The following is a 16,003-nucleotide window of genomic DNA, read 5'->3' as shown; positions in this document are numbered from 1 at the left end:
GTTGTCAGCGGCGTGCTGAGTTGGGGCGTTGGTTCCGTATTGTTGTTAGGAGCGTTGCTATTTATGTTTTGCGACTCATGTGTTGTTGTGACTTGTTACCTGTATTGTTGTTTGTGTCTTATTATTTGTGTGTTGCGCGTAGCAACTGAATGTCTGTTAATCAGCCACCAGGAAATTCTGCGTTGAGCCACCTGCTGCGCCTTCTAGTACGCTGTCCTCGCTGCGGTCTTTCAGTTGGACGCCAGACAGTTTTCGTTGGCGAGCCTCTGCCAGCAGCAGCAATAACCGCCGAGCAGCCTCTTCTGGTTTCAGCCCCGCTGGGCGAACGTTAGAAATACAGTTACGGCGGTCATCTTTTAGGCCCACTTCGGGTGCCCAGGTCATATACAGCCCAAGGCTATCTGGGGAGCTTAACCCTGGTCGCTCGCCAATCATCACCAACACTGCATCGGCGTTCAGTAGCGCACCCACCTCATCGCCAATAGCTACACGCCCCTGCTCTACTACCGTCAGCGGTGCCAGTTGCCACTCATTCTGGTCGTGGGCAAAAGCGCGATGCAGTGCCGTGAGGAACGGTGCGCTGTTCTGCTGCACCGCCAGCGCCGATAACCCATCAACAATGACTACGGCCAAGTCAAAGCGCTGGCCGCTTTCTGTGGCCTGCTGCAACTGCTGCCGTGAGCCATCACTTAAGCGGCGTCCATAGTCCGGCCGTTGCAGATACATGGCGCGATCTTCCGCTTGGCTGTGCAGTCGAATAGGCGGCACACTCAGGCTAAGTGTCTCGATTAGCTCGCTGGCCAGTGCATCGCACTCAAGGGGGCAGTGAACCGCATCTTGAGCCTGGGCGTGGGCAAGCTGAAAGGCTAATAGCTGTTTAGTAGGCAAGCTGACACCCGCGCGGCCAAGCCCAATACGGGCGTCGGTAAACGCCCTTAATCGCTCCCAAGGGTTTTCGATGACGATAGTTGGAGAGAGAGCCTTCGCTCTATTATCAGGCGTCACGGGAAGGCTCCTTCGGCAGGTGGCGCAGGCTATTCGCGAAGGCAGCGGGTAGTTGGTCATTTAATCGGTATGCAGAAACATCTTGAAAGATCTGCATTTTCGCCAGCCACTCCTCGAATTCCGGGGCTGCTTTTAGGCCAAGCACACGCCTTGCGTAAAGCGCATCGTGGAAAGAGGTCGTTTGGTAGTTGAGCATGATGTCATCCGAGCCGGGGATGCCCATCACAAAGCTACAACCCGCCACGCCTAACAGCGTCAGCAGATTGTCCATATCATTCTGATCGGCACTAGCGTGGTTGGTATAACACACGTCACAGCCCATCGGCACACCTAGCAATTTTCCACAAAAGTGATCTTCCAAGCCCGCTCGAGTAATCTCTTTGCCATCGTACAAATACTCAGGGCCAATAAATCCCACTACCGTATTCACCAGCAACGGATTGAACTTACGCGCCACGGCGTAGGCTCGAGCTTCGCAGGTTTGTTGATCCAGACCATGGTGGGCATCAGCAGAAAGTGAACTACCCTGGCCGGTTTCGAAATACATCACATTGCGCCCGACCGTCCCCCTATTCAGTGTCTGAGCTGCTGCTTCGGCTTCCGCCAAGGTGCTTAAATCAAAACCAAAACTACGGTTGGTGGCTTCGGTACCACCGATGGATTGAAAGACGAGATCTACCGGCGCGCCCTGCTCAATCGCTTCCAGTGTGTTGGTAACATGGGTGAGTACACAGGACTGGGTGGGAATCTCGTACTTCTGAATGACATCATCCATCAGCCTCATCAGTTTGACGCTTTGGGCGACATTATCAGTAGCAGGGTTGATGCCAATCACTGCATCCCCGCTTCCATACAGCAGGCCATCCAGGATACTGGCGGCAATGCCAGTGACGTCATCAGTGGGATGATTAGGCTGCAGACGCGTCGATAGTCGCCCCGGCAAACCAATCGTATTGCGAAATGCCGTCGTCACCTGGCACTTTTTGGCTACCAGCATCAAATCCTGATTACGCATCAATTTGCTGACAGCTGCCGCCATTTCAGGGGTAATGCCAGCGCGTACAGCAGCTAACACGTCGCTGGTCGCGTGGTCAGATAACAGCCAATTACGAAAGTCACCAACCGTTAGATGACGCAACGGCGCAAAAGCGTTCGTATCATGGTCATCGATAATTAATCGCGTAATCTCATCTTGCTCGTAGGGAATCAGCACATCATTTAAAAATGTGGTGAGTGGCAGCTCCGCTAGCACCATTTGTGCCACTACCCGCTCTTCCGCAGATTCAGCGATCACGCCTGCCAACCGGTCCCCGGAGCGAGGAGGTGTCGCCTTAGCCATCAACTCAGCCAAACCGTTAAAGCGATAGCGGCGGCTTCCCACAGTGGTGTGATAGGTCTGCGCCATATGACCTTCCTTTTTTATATTTCAAAGCCGACTATTTCAAAACTAGCTATTTCGAAACTAACTATGTCAAAACTAGCTATGTCCAAACGAACTATGTCAAAGACAGCTGCTTTATGTTCAACATGTCAAATACAGCTGCACAGCCTCAAAACAAGTGCGCAGCATGCGCGTTGAGGAACAAAACTTGCTTGTTCTCACAATAGCGCTATCAATAGACGGGGAGTATCGAGTTTCGGCAAACCTGCCACAATTATGAAAAACAGAATAAATACAATGAATTAACAATAAGCATGCGACGTGATAGCGCCTTCATCACGCCCACTGGAGCTTCAGATGACCTTGACGAGCCAAGACATCGCACCAAAAAAGTGCACACAAGAAGCATTTGATGCCGACGAGCATGCTCAGAACCTGACCCGCTGGCAGCAGCAGTATGACCAACTAAGCCCAGGCCGCTTTTACGGCCGGCTGGATGAAATTGCGCTACCGGCCATTCAGGTATTTAAAGAGCATACCGGCCAGGCGCTGCGCCAAGAGTGCCGAGTGTGGGAAGACTCGCTATGGCTGGGAATTCCACCACAACCAAATGACTCTCGGATCAACGGTCAGGCATTAGAAGTGCACGAGATAATGTGCCGACCCGGCGGGCGCGATTTTGAACTAGTAACGCCAGAAGCTTTCAATATTTATGGTTTGGTAATTCGGCTACCACTGCTCCAAGCAGCTGCGAAGCGCCAAGGTATTGTGATCGATGAGAAATGGCACTGCTCACCACGACGCCATGCAGACCCGGCCACGCTGCGAGCTATCTCGTTTTTACTTGAACGGCTGCTCACCCATCAACAAGGTGTGATAGCAGAAAATATCCATCAAGACATTCTGTTAACAGGGCTTCTTGAGCTACTGCAGGCGAATCATCCCAGCCATGAGCTGCCGCCCAGTTATGCCCACCGTAAAGCCGTAGTTGACCGGGTAAAGAGCTATGTAGATGAACACCTTGAAGGGCCTATGACCATAGATGCACTTTGCGAGCTTACCCATGTAAGCAGGCGAACACTGCAGTACAGCTTTACCACCATTTTAGGTATTAGTCCGCTGCAGTTCCTACGCTTAACGCGGCTAAACCGGGTAAGGCGTGCCCTACGCGCTGCAAGGCCGCCACAAACGGTAACCGACATTGCCACCTACTGGGGATTTTGGCACTTGGGGCAGTTTGCCCATGACTACAAGCAGCAGTTTGGCGAGTGCCCGTCACAGACATTAAGTACAGCTTGTTAACCGCGCTATCAAAGGGAATTTATGATAAATACAACAACCTGGAATCGCCTGCGTTATAGCATCTATGCACCGGTATACGACCTGGTAGCAACCAAAGCATTTTGTAAACCGCGCAGAATCGCACTTGGCCAAGTTGACTGGGAGCCCGGTATGCGCGTTTTGCTGGTGGGTGCTGGGACCGGTTTAGACCTGCCTTACTTGCCCCACGAGCTCGAAGCACACCTTACGGACTTAACACCAGCCATGGTAAAGCGCGCCCGTGAACGGGCAGAGAAGGCACGGCGGGATGTTGAGTGTCGCGTGATGGATGCAGCCGCGCTAGAGTATCCAGATGAGCACTTCGATGTGGTAATCATGCACCTTATTTTGGCGGTAATGCCAAACCCAGAACAGGGGCTAGCCGAAGCACACCGAGTGTTGAGGAACAGTGGCCAGCTCTGTGTCATGGATAAATTTCAACCCGATACTCATACTGCTGGACTAGGTCGTCGAGCGTTGAACGCCATTACATCGCTTATCGCCACAGATATTACCCGCCAAGCAACGCCTCTTATCCAACAGGCTGGTTTTAACATCCGCCGAGATGAACCCGTATTGATGAATGGGCTTTTCCGTGCGCTGTTAGCCATAAAGTAGATCAAATGCTCAGTATGGATCACGCATTGTTTCAGACAAATGGCCTACTTCTCGCATCGCGTGCAGCCTACTGCCACTTCTAGTACACTGCCACACACTTTGCATAACAGTGGTACAATAATTTCCCTCTATTACTCAATATTTAGGGTGTCTCATGCCTAAAGCTATCGTGGAACGTTTTCGCCATCTACCTGACGACGAGCAATCCCGAATTATTGAAATGGCCTGGGAAGACCGCACGCCATTTGAAGCCATCGAGACACTGTTTGGCCTTGCTGAGCCAGACGTGATTGAAGTGATGAGAAATCAGTTAAAGCCTGCGTCATTCCGCCTTTGGCGCAAGCGCGTTACTGGCCGAGCGACCAAACATACCTCCCTGCGATCAACAGATGTCATACGCGGCTACTGCCCGACGCAATATAAGCGCTGATCTCAAACCCAGCGACTACACATTTCTCGATCTCGAATAGGGACTAACTCAGCACCCTCACTTAGATGACGCACTGACACGTCGCCAATTAACATTACCTCCTTTGCAGGCCGCAACATACACCAAGGTAGTGAGATAGTTGTTTACTAGTGCAGGTTCAATTAGCAATCCTTCGCATACCCTCTGTGTCACCCCGGTGGAAGAGGCCACCATTAATTCAAAATGGATGCCGTGATGCTTTTCACGGTATTGGCGAATGACATAGGACTTTTTTACACTGAGTGATGGGCTAACTTGGCACGGTTGAGTATGGGCCGATACAGCCAGCATTAGTCAGCCCTTAAGCGGCTTACACGCGTCAATTGATTGACGCAGCACCGGGGCGTTCCTGGGCTTTCACCGCCTTTGCACCCGCTAGCTAACTCGATATTTTGATAGGGATAAATCAATGAATCCTTGTGACCTAAGTGCTGTTGAAGCACGCCGCCTGATGGCCTCCAAACAACTCTCTGCAATCGAGCTGACTGAAAGCTGCATCGCCCGCACAGAGGCAGTCAACCCTGCTGTCAATGCGCTGGTAGCGCAGAACTTTGACGCCATGCGCCTGGCCGCTCGCAAGGCTCAACATGCCATTGATGGTGGTGAAAGGTTGGGGGCTCTGCATGGGCTGCCGTTATGTGTGAAAGATATGGTCGATGTTGCCGGGTTACCCACCACCTTCGGCAGCCAAATTTACGCCGACAATACTGCCCAAGGTGACGATGCAATGGTGGCCCAGCTACGCCAGGAAGGCGCCGTGGTGATGGGTAAAACCAATAACCCCGAGTGGAGCGCCGGAGGCAATACCCGTAATGCGGTTTATGGTGTCACTGCCAATCCCTTCGACCTTACCCGCTCTGCTGCCGGCTCTTCCGGCGGTTCTGCTGTTGCTCTTGCTTGTGGTATGGCACCGTTAGCCACCGGTTCAGATACCGGTGGCAGCTTGCGTACCCCAGCGGCGTTTTGTGGCGTAGTCGGCTTTCGTCCGTCTCCTGGTGTTGTTCCTGGGCATAACCGTCCGATGGGCTGGCTACCAATGTCGTTGAGTGGCCCCATGGCCCGCACCGTAGACGATGCCGCGCTCATGCTCTCAACAATGATCCGCCCCGACCGCCGCGACCCCTGGGTGCCCGTTATCGATGGACAAGCAGCCTACCACCCCGAGCCATTTCGCCATCTACCCCACTATGATCTCTGCAGCGCCCGTGTAGCCTTCACGTCGGACTTCGGTTTCACCATGACGGAGAAGCTGGTCGCCGATAGTTTTAGTGACAAGCTTCAGCGCTTTGGCCATGTATTCGGGCAACTGGATGACACCCACCCCGAGTGCTTACAGGCCGACGATACGTTCGCGATTCTTCGTGCGCTGGGTTTCTCCGGTCATCACCGAGAGCTGCTGCAACAATACCCAGATAAAGTAGGGCCGAACGTGCGCGACAACGTCCAGGAAGGCGAAGGCTATTCCGCCCTCGACGTGGTTCGTGCGATGACTAACCAGACGACGCTTTACCGCCACTGGCAGCAGTTTTTCGAGCAGTACGACTTTGTCCTCGCGCCGACCGCTACCATTAGCCCCCGCGACTGGCATGAACTCTACCCTACCGAGGTTGATGGGCAACCCACGCAGAGCTACTATCACTGGCTCTCCATGGCCTACGCCTCAACTCTGGCGGGTCATCCTTCAGTAACCTTACCCACCGGGCGCGACCGTAACGGCTTGCCATTTGGCCTGCAGATTATCGGTCGGCGTGGCAGCGACCTGCAGACGCTCGCCTTCGCCCGAGAATTGGAGATTCTATTTACCGGCGATACTTCCCTGGAGCGGCCACGCATCGACCTTGACTATCTCACCCAGGCCAGGCCCATCAGCAGTGCTGAAGGGTTTATGGGCTTTTAAAGGTCTAAAGATTGCTACCTCTGGTAATCCAGCTCTTTTTAAACCAGCGTTTCTTTGCCCATGTTACATACACTTCCAAAACAGACCTTTCTATAGCAACCTCTTTATTGTTATATTATCACATAACACAAACCCATTTAGAGGTTGTCTAGCAATGACCGCATTTACTCCACTCCCCGTGACCGTGCTCTCGGGTTTTCTTGGTGCCGGTAAAACCACCGTACTCAATCATATTCTTGCCAACCGTGAAGGGCGCCGCGTAGCCGTGATCGTTAACGATATGAGCGAGGTGAATATCGACGGTGCACTAGTGCGCGGAGGCCCTGGTGAGTCGACGTTAGATGGCGATATTGCTCTGAACCGCTCCGAAGAGCGCTTGGTAGAGATGAGCAATGGCTGCATCTGCTGCACCCTGCGTGAAGACTTATTAGAAGAAGTCAGTCAACTGGCACGAGAAGGCAAGTTCGATTACCTAGTCATAGAGTCAACCGGGATTTCCGAGCCGCTGCCCGTGGCGGAAACCTTTACCTTTGAAGATGAAAGTGGCCAGAGCCTTTCCCATGTAGCACGGCTAGATACGTTGGTCACTGTCGTTGATGGAGCCAACTTTCTTGCCCAATATCGCGAAGCGCAAAGCCTTGCAGAGGCAGGCGAGAGTTTAGGTGAGGAAGACGAACGCAATGTCGCCGACCTGTTGGTCGATCAGATCGAATTTTGCGATGTACTGTTAATCAGTAAGACCGACCTGATCAGCAAACAAGAGCTTGAGGCTCTGAAGGCGATTTTGCACTCGCTGAACCCCGATGCCGAACTCGTTCCGATTACCCAAGGCGGCGTGCCGCTGGACAAAGTGTTGGATACCGGCAAGTTCAACTTTGAGCGTGCCCAGCAAGCGCCCGGCTGGCTCAAAGAGATGCGCGGAGAGCACGTACCGGAAACCGAAGAGTATGGCATCGGTAGTTTTGCCTACCATGCCCGTAGGCCATTTCACCCAGCTAAATTCCATGACCTGCTGCACGCCGACTGGTTTGGCAAGGGGCTGCTACGCTCAAAAGGTTTTTTCTGGCTGGCCACTCGCCCGCAGTGGGCTGGTCAGTGGAGTCAGGCCGGAGGTATCGCCCACCACGGTGTAGCCGGTATGTTCTGGAAGGCGATTCCCGAAGAGCGCTGGCCCAGCGACCCAGAGTATCGTCAATTCATCCAGGAGAAATGGGAAGAACCGTTTGGCGATATGCGCCAAGAGCTGGTGTTCATCGGTCAGAATCTGGATCAAGCCAAAATGCGCGAGGCATTGGATGCCTGCCTATTAAGCGAAGATGAACTACTGAAAGGCATGGAAGCGTGGAAGCAACTGCCTGATCCCTTCCCTGCTTGGGAGTAGGGTGTAGCCAATATCGACCCACACACCATCAACTGTCAGCGTGAGCTAAGTAGCTCTCCGCCCACTGGTGCACCTCCGGGTAGGTGCGCTGCTCAAAGACTGCAAAGCCGTTAAGGCTACGTGCTTTGAGTGGGGTGAAGATCGGCATGGTTAACCCACACAGGAAGTGCGCCAGCCGCTGTGCATTGGGCGGCTGGCCGACCTTTTCAGTATGATGCTCAATTAGCGGCGTTGCGTAGCGCTGAAAATCAGCAGCCGTTAATTCAGGCTGTGGCGGTGCACCTGGGAGTTTTACCGGGTGGCCGTAACACACCGAGCAGTGGCCACAGCGGCTTTGCTCAGTCTGAAGTGATGCATCGCTTGGCGCATCAAAAGCGCTATCGCCAAAGGTACTATCACCAAAGGTACTATCACCAAAGTGCATGGCCAACCGCCGTGTTAGGCAACTCTCCGATTCAAACAGCGCTAGCATCGATTGCAGCCGCTCAATTTCAATACGTTCACGATTGAGGCAGTCTTCATACAGCTGGTTCGCCAGCGTTTCAATGGAAAAGCTCGGCTGACAGATCTCGTAGACATCGGTCATCCGCTTGCCTTCCAGGGTCAGCCATCCCTTATCCTGAAAGTACTCAAGAGCGGTAATTACGCGGGCACGGGAAGCGTCAATCTGCTGGGCCTGCCCCGCACTGTGCAGACGCTCGAAATCTACCGTCCCCCAGGTACGAGCCATTGGAATATTGTCGACCAGCAGGCGTACAAATGCCGCACGCTCGCCTACAAAACGATTTACCAACTCACTAGGCTCAAGGTGGTAGCGCAGCCGATACTCGGCTAGAAACGCAAAGCGTGGTGCAATCACACCGTGCATTTCAAGACGAACCAAAAGTGTTTTAAGCGGCAGCAGGCGAATATTAGTGTCGCGGGAGAGTGTATTAAGCAGCACCTCCCACTGGCGATCAGGTGCTTGGCCTGCTGTGGAGATCTCTTCCAGCAAGCGGACAATGCCCGCGTACTCGGGGGTGTCGCCGTAAACGAAGTTTTCCAGCACCCGCAGGCCATCGCGACCGGCCATGGTCAGGCAGGTGGAAGGCTGACCATCGCGCCCTGCCCGGCCAATCTCCTGGCTGTAGTTCTCGATGGATTTGGGCAGGTCATAGTGCACCACGTTACGGATATTGCCTTTATCGATGCCCATGCCAAAGGCAATAGTAGCTACGATGCAGGGCGATGCGCCGCTCATAAACTGATGCTGGATCTCATCTCGGCGGCTTGAATCCAACCCAGCGTGGTATGCCTGGGCGGCGATGCCCTGGGCTGCAAGTGCGCTGGCCACCTGTTCAGCGGTGTGTTGCAAGGTGACGTAAATAATCGTCGGCGCTTCGCGTCCCGGTTGCATCTGTGGTTTCAGCCAGTTGATCAGCTGCTGCTGGCGATCCTCCATGGCGGGAGCCACCAGCAATTCGAGATTGGAACGATAAAAGCCAGTGGTGATGACATTCTCTGGCGCGATAGCAAACTTCTCGCCCATATCAGCAATCACCGTGGGCGTCGCAGTAGCGGTAAGCAGCAGCACCTGGGGAATGGCGAAGTCCCGCTGGTAGTCCGGCAGTTTTAAGTAATCAGGGCGAAAGTTATGTCCCCATTCGGAAAGACAGTGGGCTTCATCAACCACCAGCAGCGATATCTGAACCTGACGTAAAAAATGGCGAAAACGCTCGTTCTTAAGCCGCTCTACCGAAATCATAAGGATTTTCAGTTCGCCGCTTTTGGCACGCTCCATCACATCCTGGGTAGTGTCGCGGTCTTGAGTGGAATCAATGCTGGCCGCGGCCACACCGTGCCGCACCAGAAACCCCAGTTGGTCCTGCATCAGCGCCAACAGCGGTGATACCACCAAGGTTAAATACGGTAAATGTAGCGCCGGGAGCTGATAGCACAGTGACTTCCCCGCGCCGGTGGCAAAAATCGCCGCTGTTGAGTGCCCGTCCAACACCCTGGACACCACCGCCTGCTGGCCGCCACGAAAGTCGTCAAAACCAAATACGTCCTTCAGCGTTTGCTGGGGCGAGCGCGGTGTCATAAATACTCCTGGGCGGATATAAAAATCCTAAAACGCTTTATCCAGCGCAAAGCGTGGCTGGCTACGGCCATCTTTGGTCACCGATTCCGTAAACATCTCAAGCGGGCGTACCCAGAGGCCATAATCGCCATAAAGGGCGCGATAGACCACGACATGCTCTTCGCTTTCACTGTGCTGGGCGGTGCCGAGTACTTCGTACAGATTGCCTTTGTAGTGGCGGTAAATACCAGGAACTGGCGTGGTCATTCACTTTCCTTTTTAGTGACGTTTACAGCGGCTGGCTGATTGGCTTTTTTGGCAAGACGTTCAAGCACTTTTGAGGCAGCTACGAAGCCAAAAGTGCCGGTCAGAAAAGTGGCGGCGCCAAATCCAGAAGCGCAGTCCAGTCGCGTGGCGTCACCGCTGCCCGGCTTTTGCAAGCACACCTCGCCATCACCGCTGGGGTAAACCAACTGCTCGTCAGAGTAAACGCACTCTACCGAGAAGCGCCGCTTGGGGTTGCGCGAGAAACCGTAATCCCGGCGCAGCCGCGAACGCACCTTGGAGAGCAGCGGGTCGTGCTCAGTGCGAGTGAGGTCGGCGACTTGAATGCGCGTCGGATCCGTTTGCCCACCTGCCGCCCCCGTTACGGTGATGGGAATTTTGCGTCGTTTGCACCAGGCAATCAGCGCGGCTTTGGCGATAACACTGTCGATGGCATCCACTACGTGATCCGTGTCATCGGGGATACGCTCGCCCAAGTTAGTAGGTGTAACAAAAGCGCTGTCGGCGATAACCTCCATCTCAGGGGCAATCAAACGGCAGCGCTCAGCAAGCACTTCCACCTTGGGTTGACCAATAGTGCCATCAAGCGCATGGAGCTGGCGGTTAACGTTAGAAACGCACACGTCATCCAGATCAATCAGCGTTAGCTTGCCAATACCTGAGCGCGCCAGCGCTTCCACCGTCCAGCTACCCACCCCACCGACTCCTACCACCACCACATGGGCATGACGAAATGCTTCAGCAGCACGTTGTCCGTAGAGGCGACGAATTCCGCCAAAGCGAAAGTCGTAATCCCCAGAGATGGAAATTGGCTCGTTCGATGGCACAGCAGAGGACATAGAAATAGACTCACTCATAGCGCTTGCAGGGCTGAAGGCATGGCGTGGGGCGGCGTTCGAATACTATCCAGGGGCAAATGCCCTGCCCAACCAAGGTGATTAAATAGCGCGGTCATGGTGTCATCCAGGGCGCAGCTTAATTGTACACGCTTGTCGAGCAGTGGATGGTCGAAGGCCAAGTAGGTGGCCGCCAGCAGTAAGCGTGGTGCGTTCAGTTGTTCGGCAAAAAAGCGATTGTGGACACTTTTCCCGTGCTTGGCATCGCCAATGATCGGGTAGCCACGCCGTGACAGATGGCGGCGAATCTGATGGCGCCGACCGGTCAGCGGCCGCGCTTCCACTAGCGAATAACGCGCGACTTGATAGCGATCGACCTGCACCGGTAGCTCAACGCTATCCAGGCGGCGGACATCGGTCATCGCTGGCATGGCGGGCATCTCAGCCTTGGGACGTGTGCCATCTTCTTCCCGCAGAGGGTAGTCCAAACGCTCACTTTCTGGGGCTTTACCTCGCACCACCGCCAAATAGCGCTTTTCTACCTGCCGCTCGCTAAAGGCATCGCTGAGCAGGCCCGCCACTGACGAGGAGAGCGCAAATACCATCACCCCTGACGTAGGTCGGTCTAGCCGGTGAACGGGATAGACTCGCTTACCGAGCTGATCACGCAGCCGTTGAAGCAGAAACTCCGTTTCGCCACGGGCCAACGCCGAGCGATGCACCAAAAGTCCTGACGGCTTATGCACCGCAACCAGATGCTCATCCTGATAGAGGATGTTAAGTGGCGTCATAACTTTCCCCGGTAGTGGCTAATAACAAAAACAGGGCGCCATTGTCGCGGCTCGGCCGCGAGATGTCATCCACCCAATTTCTCTTCAAAACTTTTCCAGGGCTTTCGAGGACTTTTCAAATACGCTTCACGCGGGCAATTGGCGTTAGTAATGACCCTACGTTTATTGTATTTATTATAGCGAAACAATCTGATCAGTCGGTTAAGTAAGCGGATTAGCCACCTCGGGTAGCAGCGGTAGATTGCCTGGTGGAATCTGTGTTTTTAAAAACTCTAGAAATGCCTGTGTCGCACTCGGCAAGGTACGTTTGGCCAAGGTTTGGACTTCGACAAAGCGCGAGTCCATCCCCTGGTCACGAATAGGAATAGCCACCACACGCTGTTGATGAATCCGGTAACGAACGGAAACCTCACCGGCAAGCGCCACCCCTCCCCCCAGTATGGCGAAGTTAATCAACGCTTCGGTGTAATCGCTGCTAAAGATGGATTCAAACGCTAAATTCTGGCGGCTACAGCAGATATCAAATAGCTGACGCAACGTTGTTTCAGGTGATGGCAATGCTAGCGGATAGCGCTGAAGCTGAGCTAAGGATATATGCTTCTTCGCTGCTAATTCATGGTGCGGTGAAACCAGAGCCATAATCGGTGCGGGCTGCCTAAGAGCAACATTTATATCCGCTTCAGGTTTGAGGCTGAAGGTAATGCCTATGTCAGCCTCACCCTCTCTAACATAGCGGGTAGCTTCAGAAGGTGCCCCTACCATCAAATGAAAGTGAATGCCGCTATAACGCTTGCGAAAGGCAGCGATAGCCGCGGGTAAAAAATCCACCGCAAAACCTTCTGAACTGGCCAGACGCACTTTGCCCCGCTGGAGCCCGTGCAGGGCCAATATTTCGCTACCAATACGGTCGGCTTCGAGCTGCATATGGCGGGCATGTACCGCCAACAACTCTCCTGCCGCACTGGGTACCATCCCCCTTGCCCGCCGCTCAAACAATAAAGTACCCAGCTCACTCTCCAGCCGGGCGATCTGCCGGCTAATCGCCGAGGGCGCCACGTTAAGCTTTCCCGAGGCTTCGCTGATAGAGCCACAGCGCACCACTTCGAGAAAGTAGCGTAACGCGGTTTCTTGTAGCACCCGTGGGTTCATGACACCTCCATTGCGTAATGGTGAACAAGCATTGCCAAAACGGCAATGATAAATTCTAAACATTGCACTTGTGGCATCCCTGATCAATAGCCTAGCTTGAAGTGGTGGAAAAATAACAACTCATAACAGCTTCATCTCATAACAACAGTACTGACAGTACGTCAAACGCTCATAACCTTTCTTACTAAAAAATAATGAGGTATGACATGCATCTACACCGCACTCTTGCACAGCGCATTATTTCGCAAATAACGGCTTCTCAATGGGCTCTTTCTCGTCGGACACTCTGCTCACAACGAACCTTATGTTGGGCAGCATCTGCTACGTTACTAAGCTGCTCTACCTCGGTATTGGCAGACAAAGCCAACGACACGCTGGTGTACGCCTCTGACAGCGAGCCTGAGAATGTTAGCCCCTACCACAATAACCTGCGCGAAGGGGTTATCCTCGCTCATTTGGCCTGGGACACGCTGATCTACCGCAATCCTGAAACCAATGAGTATGAGCCCCGCTTGGCGACCGAGTGGGAATGGGTTGATGATCAGACCCTGGATCTTGCGCTGCGCGAGGGTGTGACCTTTCATAATGGCGAGGCTTTTAACGCTGACGATGTGGTGTTTACCTTCAACTACGCGGTATCCCCCGAATCTCGGGTAGTCACACGTCAAAATGTCAACTGGATCGAAAGCGCTGAGAAACTGGATGACTTTCAGGTTCGGATCCATCTCAAAGACCCTTTCCCCGCCGCCCTTGAGTACCTTTCCGGCCCAATGCCGATTTACCCCAGTGAGTATTTCCAGGAAGTCGGCATCGAAGGCTTTAGCCGTCAGCCAGTGGGCACCGGCCCTTATCGGATTACTAACGTTCGCCCAGGGGACGGTGTGAGCTTAACGCGCTTTGAGGAGTACTTTACCGACAGTCCGATTGGTCAACCTGAGATTGGCAATATTGAGTTCAAGGCGATTGCCGATGAAGACTCACGAATGGCGCAGTTAATGTCCGGGCAAGTTGATTGGATATGGCGGGTGCCTGCCGACCAGGCTGAATCGCTGAGTAGCATGCCCCAGCTTAGCGTGCTCGGTGGTGAAACCATGCGTGTGGGTTATATCGGTCTGGATGCAGCAACCCGAGAAGACTCACCATTGAATGATATCCGCGTGCGCCAAGCCATTAACCACGCAATGAACCGGGAAGGCCTCGCTAATGACTTGGTACGTGGCGGTAGCCAGCCGCTCTACGCCCCTTGCTTTCCCACTCAGTTTGGCTGTGAAACCCAGAACGTCATTGAGTATGAGTACGACCCAGAAAAAGCCCGTGAACTACTCGCCGAGGCGGGTTACGCCGATGGCTTTGATATCAGCCTTCACGCTTACCGGGAACGTGACTACGCCGAAGCCATGATTGGCGATCTGCGTGCTGTAGGCATCAATGCCAACCTACGCTTTATGACCTCCCCCGCACTGTTGGAACTTCAGCGTAACGGTCAAACCGATATGTCATTCAAAGCCTGGGGCTCTTTCTCTATTAACGATGTCTCGGCCTTCGTCAGCGTCTACTTCTCGGGTGGCATCGATGATCTCTGGCAGGACAGCCAAGTACAGGAGTGGCTGCAAATCGCCGATACCTCGGTAGATCCTGATGTGCGTCTCGATTACTACCAGCAAGTGCTCGCCCGCATCTCAGAACAAGCTTATTGGGCACCGCTGTTCTCCTACTCCACCTATTACGCTCACACCGCTGACCTGGACTTCACCGCTTACCCTGATGAGCTGCCCCGCTTCTACGAGGCGAGCTGGAAATAACGTTGCTGGTGACGTTCTGGTCTACTTAACGGCAGCCGTGGCACTCGCCACGGCTAGCCTTCCACAGTGTGGGAGTGATGCTTTATGTGGGCATTTGTTTTCAAGCGCACGCTAATAGCCCTTAGCGTCGCGCTGACCATTTCGGTGCTCTGCTTTAGTTTGCTGCAACTATCGGGTGACTTGGCACTTTCCATTGGCGGCCCTGAGGCCACCGCTGAACAGGTTGAACAAATCAGAAAAGATTATGGCCTGGACCGACCGGTGGTTCATCAGTTTGCTACTTGGCTATGGGGCGCAGTACAACTCGATTTTGGGCGCTCTTACTACTACCAGAGTGATGTCACGGATCTGGTGGTTGAGCGCCTCCCAGTGACCATGACCCTCGGGGTAATGTCGCTGGCGATTGCCCTGGGTGTGTCTATACCACTCGGCGTAGTGGCTGCCCTCAAGCGGGGTAGCTGGATAGACCGGATGGCCATGGCCATTGCGGTTACCGGTCAGGCAATGCCGAACTTCTGGTTTGGCTTAACGCTGATCATCGTGTTTGCCGTCAAGCTGCAGTGGTTTCCTGCGGCAGGCAGCGATAGCTGGCAAGGCTTTGTGCTACCGGCCATTGCACTGGGCTACTACGCCACCCCCGCCATGATGCGACTTACCCGCAGCGGCATGCTGGAAGTGCTAGAGGCGGATTACATTCGCACCGCACGAGCCAAAGGACTGCGTACCGGTACGGTTATCTTCAAACACGCCCTACGCAATGCGGTAATTCCAGTAGTAGCGCTGGCTGCCGTAGAGCTGGGATTTATGCTCGGCGGTTCAGTGGTTATCGAGACCGTTTTTTCGCTACGCGGGCTGGGGCAACTGGCCTGGAACGCCATTTCCCGCAATGACTACCCGGTAGTCCAGGCCATCGTTTTGATCATTGCGCTGTTCTATATCGTGCTGACGCTGCTGGCCGACATTCTCAACGCAATCCTCGACCCACGCCTGCGCGCGCGTTAACGGAGAAC

General features: G+C 53.9%; 14 protein-coding genes. 7 read left to right on the top strand and 7 right to left on the bottom strand.

What is annotated here, in order from left to right; all coding sequences use genetic code 11:
• Positions 1 to 156: 156 nt before the first annotated feature.
• Positions 157 to 1,005 carry an ethanolamine ammonia-lyase subunit EutC gene (gene eutC, locus CPA45_RS03895; RefSeq protein WP_244287520.1) on the bottom strand — a complete coding sequence of 283 codons (849 nt, stop codon included), beginning with the start codon at positions 1,003 to 1,005 and terminating at the stop codon, positions 157 to 159.
• On the bottom strand, positions 995 to 2,410 hold the full coding sequence (locus CPA45_RS03890; RefSeq protein WP_096650332.1) for an ethanolamine ammonia-lyase subunit EutB: 1,416 nt from the start codon (positions 2,408 to 2,410) through the stop codon (positions 995 to 997). The genes eutC and CPA45_RS03890 overlap by 11 nt, the downstream gene beginning before the upstream one ends.
• Positions 2,411 to 2,743: 333 nt before the next feature.
• On the opposite strand from CPA45_RS03890, the gene CPA45_RS03885 reads away from it, so the two are divergent.
• The 5 genes from CPA45_RS03885 to zigA all read left to right on the top strand — a co-directional run bounded on the left by CPA45_RS03885 (position 2,744) and on the right by zigA (position 8,071).
• Positions 2,744 to 3,688, top strand: coding sequence for a helix-turn-helix domain-containing protein (locus CPA45_RS03885; protein ID WP_096650331.1), 945 nt, complete (start codon positions 2,744 to 2,746; stop codon positions 3,686 to 3,688).
• Between the two features lie 21 nt (positions 3,689 to 3,709).
• Entirely contained in the window at positions 3,710 to 4,324 is a 615-nt protein-coding gene (locus CPA45_RS03880) for a class I SAM-dependent methyltransferase (protein ID WP_096650330.1), read from the top strand.
• A 154-nt stretch (positions 4,325 to 4,478) separates the two neighbouring features.
• Positions 4,479 to 4,754, top strand: coding sequence for a TIGR03643 family protein (locus tag CPA45_RS03875; RefSeq protein WP_096650329.1), 276 nt, complete (start codon positions 4,479 to 4,481; stop codon positions 4,752 to 4,754).
• A gap of 448 nt (positions 4,755 to 5,202) precedes the next feature.
• Positions 5,203 to 6,690 (top strand): amidase, encoded by a 1,488-nt coding sequence (locus tag CPA45_RS03870; RefSeq protein ID WP_096650328.1) that lies wholly within the window; start codon positions 5,203 to 5,205, stop codon positions 6,688 to 6,690.
• A 154-nt stretch (positions 6,691 to 6,844) separates the two neighbouring features.
• A complete protein-coding gene (gene zigA, locus CPA45_RS03865; RefSeq protein WP_096650327.1) occupies positions 6,845 to 8,071 on the top strand; it encodes a zinc metallochaperone GTPase ZigA in 1,227 nt (408 codons plus the stop codon).
• Positions 8,072 to 8,099: 28 nt separating this feature from the next.
• On the opposite strand, the gene CPA45_RS03860 is transcribed toward zigA, so the two are convergent.
• The 5 genes from CPA45_RS03860 to CPA45_RS03840 form a co-directional block, all read right to left on the bottom strand.
• On the bottom strand, positions 8,100 to 10,151 hold the full coding sequence (locus tag CPA45_RS03860) for a RecQ family ATP-dependent DNA helicase (protein ID WP_096650326.1): 2,052 nt from the start codon (positions 10,149 to 10,151) through the stop codon (positions 8,100 to 8,102).
• A 27-nt stretch (positions 10,152 to 10,178) separates the two neighbouring features.
• Positions 10,179 to 10,397, bottom strand: coding sequence for a DUF1653 domain-containing protein (locus tag CPA45_RS03855; protein WP_096650325.1), 219 nt, complete (start codon positions 10,395 to 10,397; stop codon positions 10,179 to 10,181).
• A complete protein-coding gene (tcdA, locus tag CPA45_RS03850; protein WP_096650324.1) occupies positions 10,394 to 11,254 on the bottom strand; it encodes a tRNA cyclic N6-threonylcarbamoyladenosine(37) synthase TcdA in 861 nt (286 codons plus the stop codon). Before tcdA ends, CPA45_RS03855 begins: the two co-directional genes overlap by 4 nt.
• Positions 11,255 to 11,268: 14 nt before the next feature.
• Complete coding sequence (locus CPA45_RS03845; RefSeq protein WP_096650323.1) at positions 11,269 to 12,042, bottom strand: pseudouridine synthase; 774 nt, start codon at positions 12,040 to 12,042, stop codon at positions 11,269 to 11,271.
• Positions 12,043 to 12,243: 201 nt separating this feature from the next.
• Positions 12,244 to 13,191: a LysR family transcriptional regulator gene (locus CPA45_RS03840; protein WP_096650322.1), complete on the bottom strand. Its 948-nt coding sequence runs from the start codon at positions 13,189 to 13,191 to the stop codon at positions 12,244 to 12,246.
• Between the two features lie 206 nt (positions 13,192 to 13,397).
• Here CPA45_RS03840 and CPA45_RS03835 point away from each other — a divergent pair, with 206 nt between their 5' ends.
• Positions 13,398 to 14,993 (top strand): ABC transporter substrate-binding protein, encoded by a 1,596-nt coding sequence (locus CPA45_RS03835; RefSeq protein WP_244287519.1) that lies wholly within the window; start codon positions 13,398 to 13,400, stop codon positions 14,991 to 14,993.
• A gap of 84 nt (positions 14,994 to 15,077) precedes the next feature.
• Entirely contained in the window at positions 15,078 to 15,995 is a 918-nt protein-coding gene (locus CPA45_RS03830; RefSeq protein ID WP_096650321.1) for an ABC transporter permease, read from the top strand.
• Positions 15,996 to 16,003: the final 8 nt, after the last annotated feature.

Origin of the sequence: Vreelandella nigrificans (genome assembly GCF_002374315.1) — a bacterium.
Classification (GTDB): domain Bacteria; phylum Pseudomonadota; class Gammaproteobacteria; order Pseudomonadales; family Halomonadaceae; genus Vreelandella; species Vreelandella nigrificans.
Note: the sequence above shows the minus strand (reverse complement) of the source record. Positions and strands in the feature narration are given on the sequence as shown.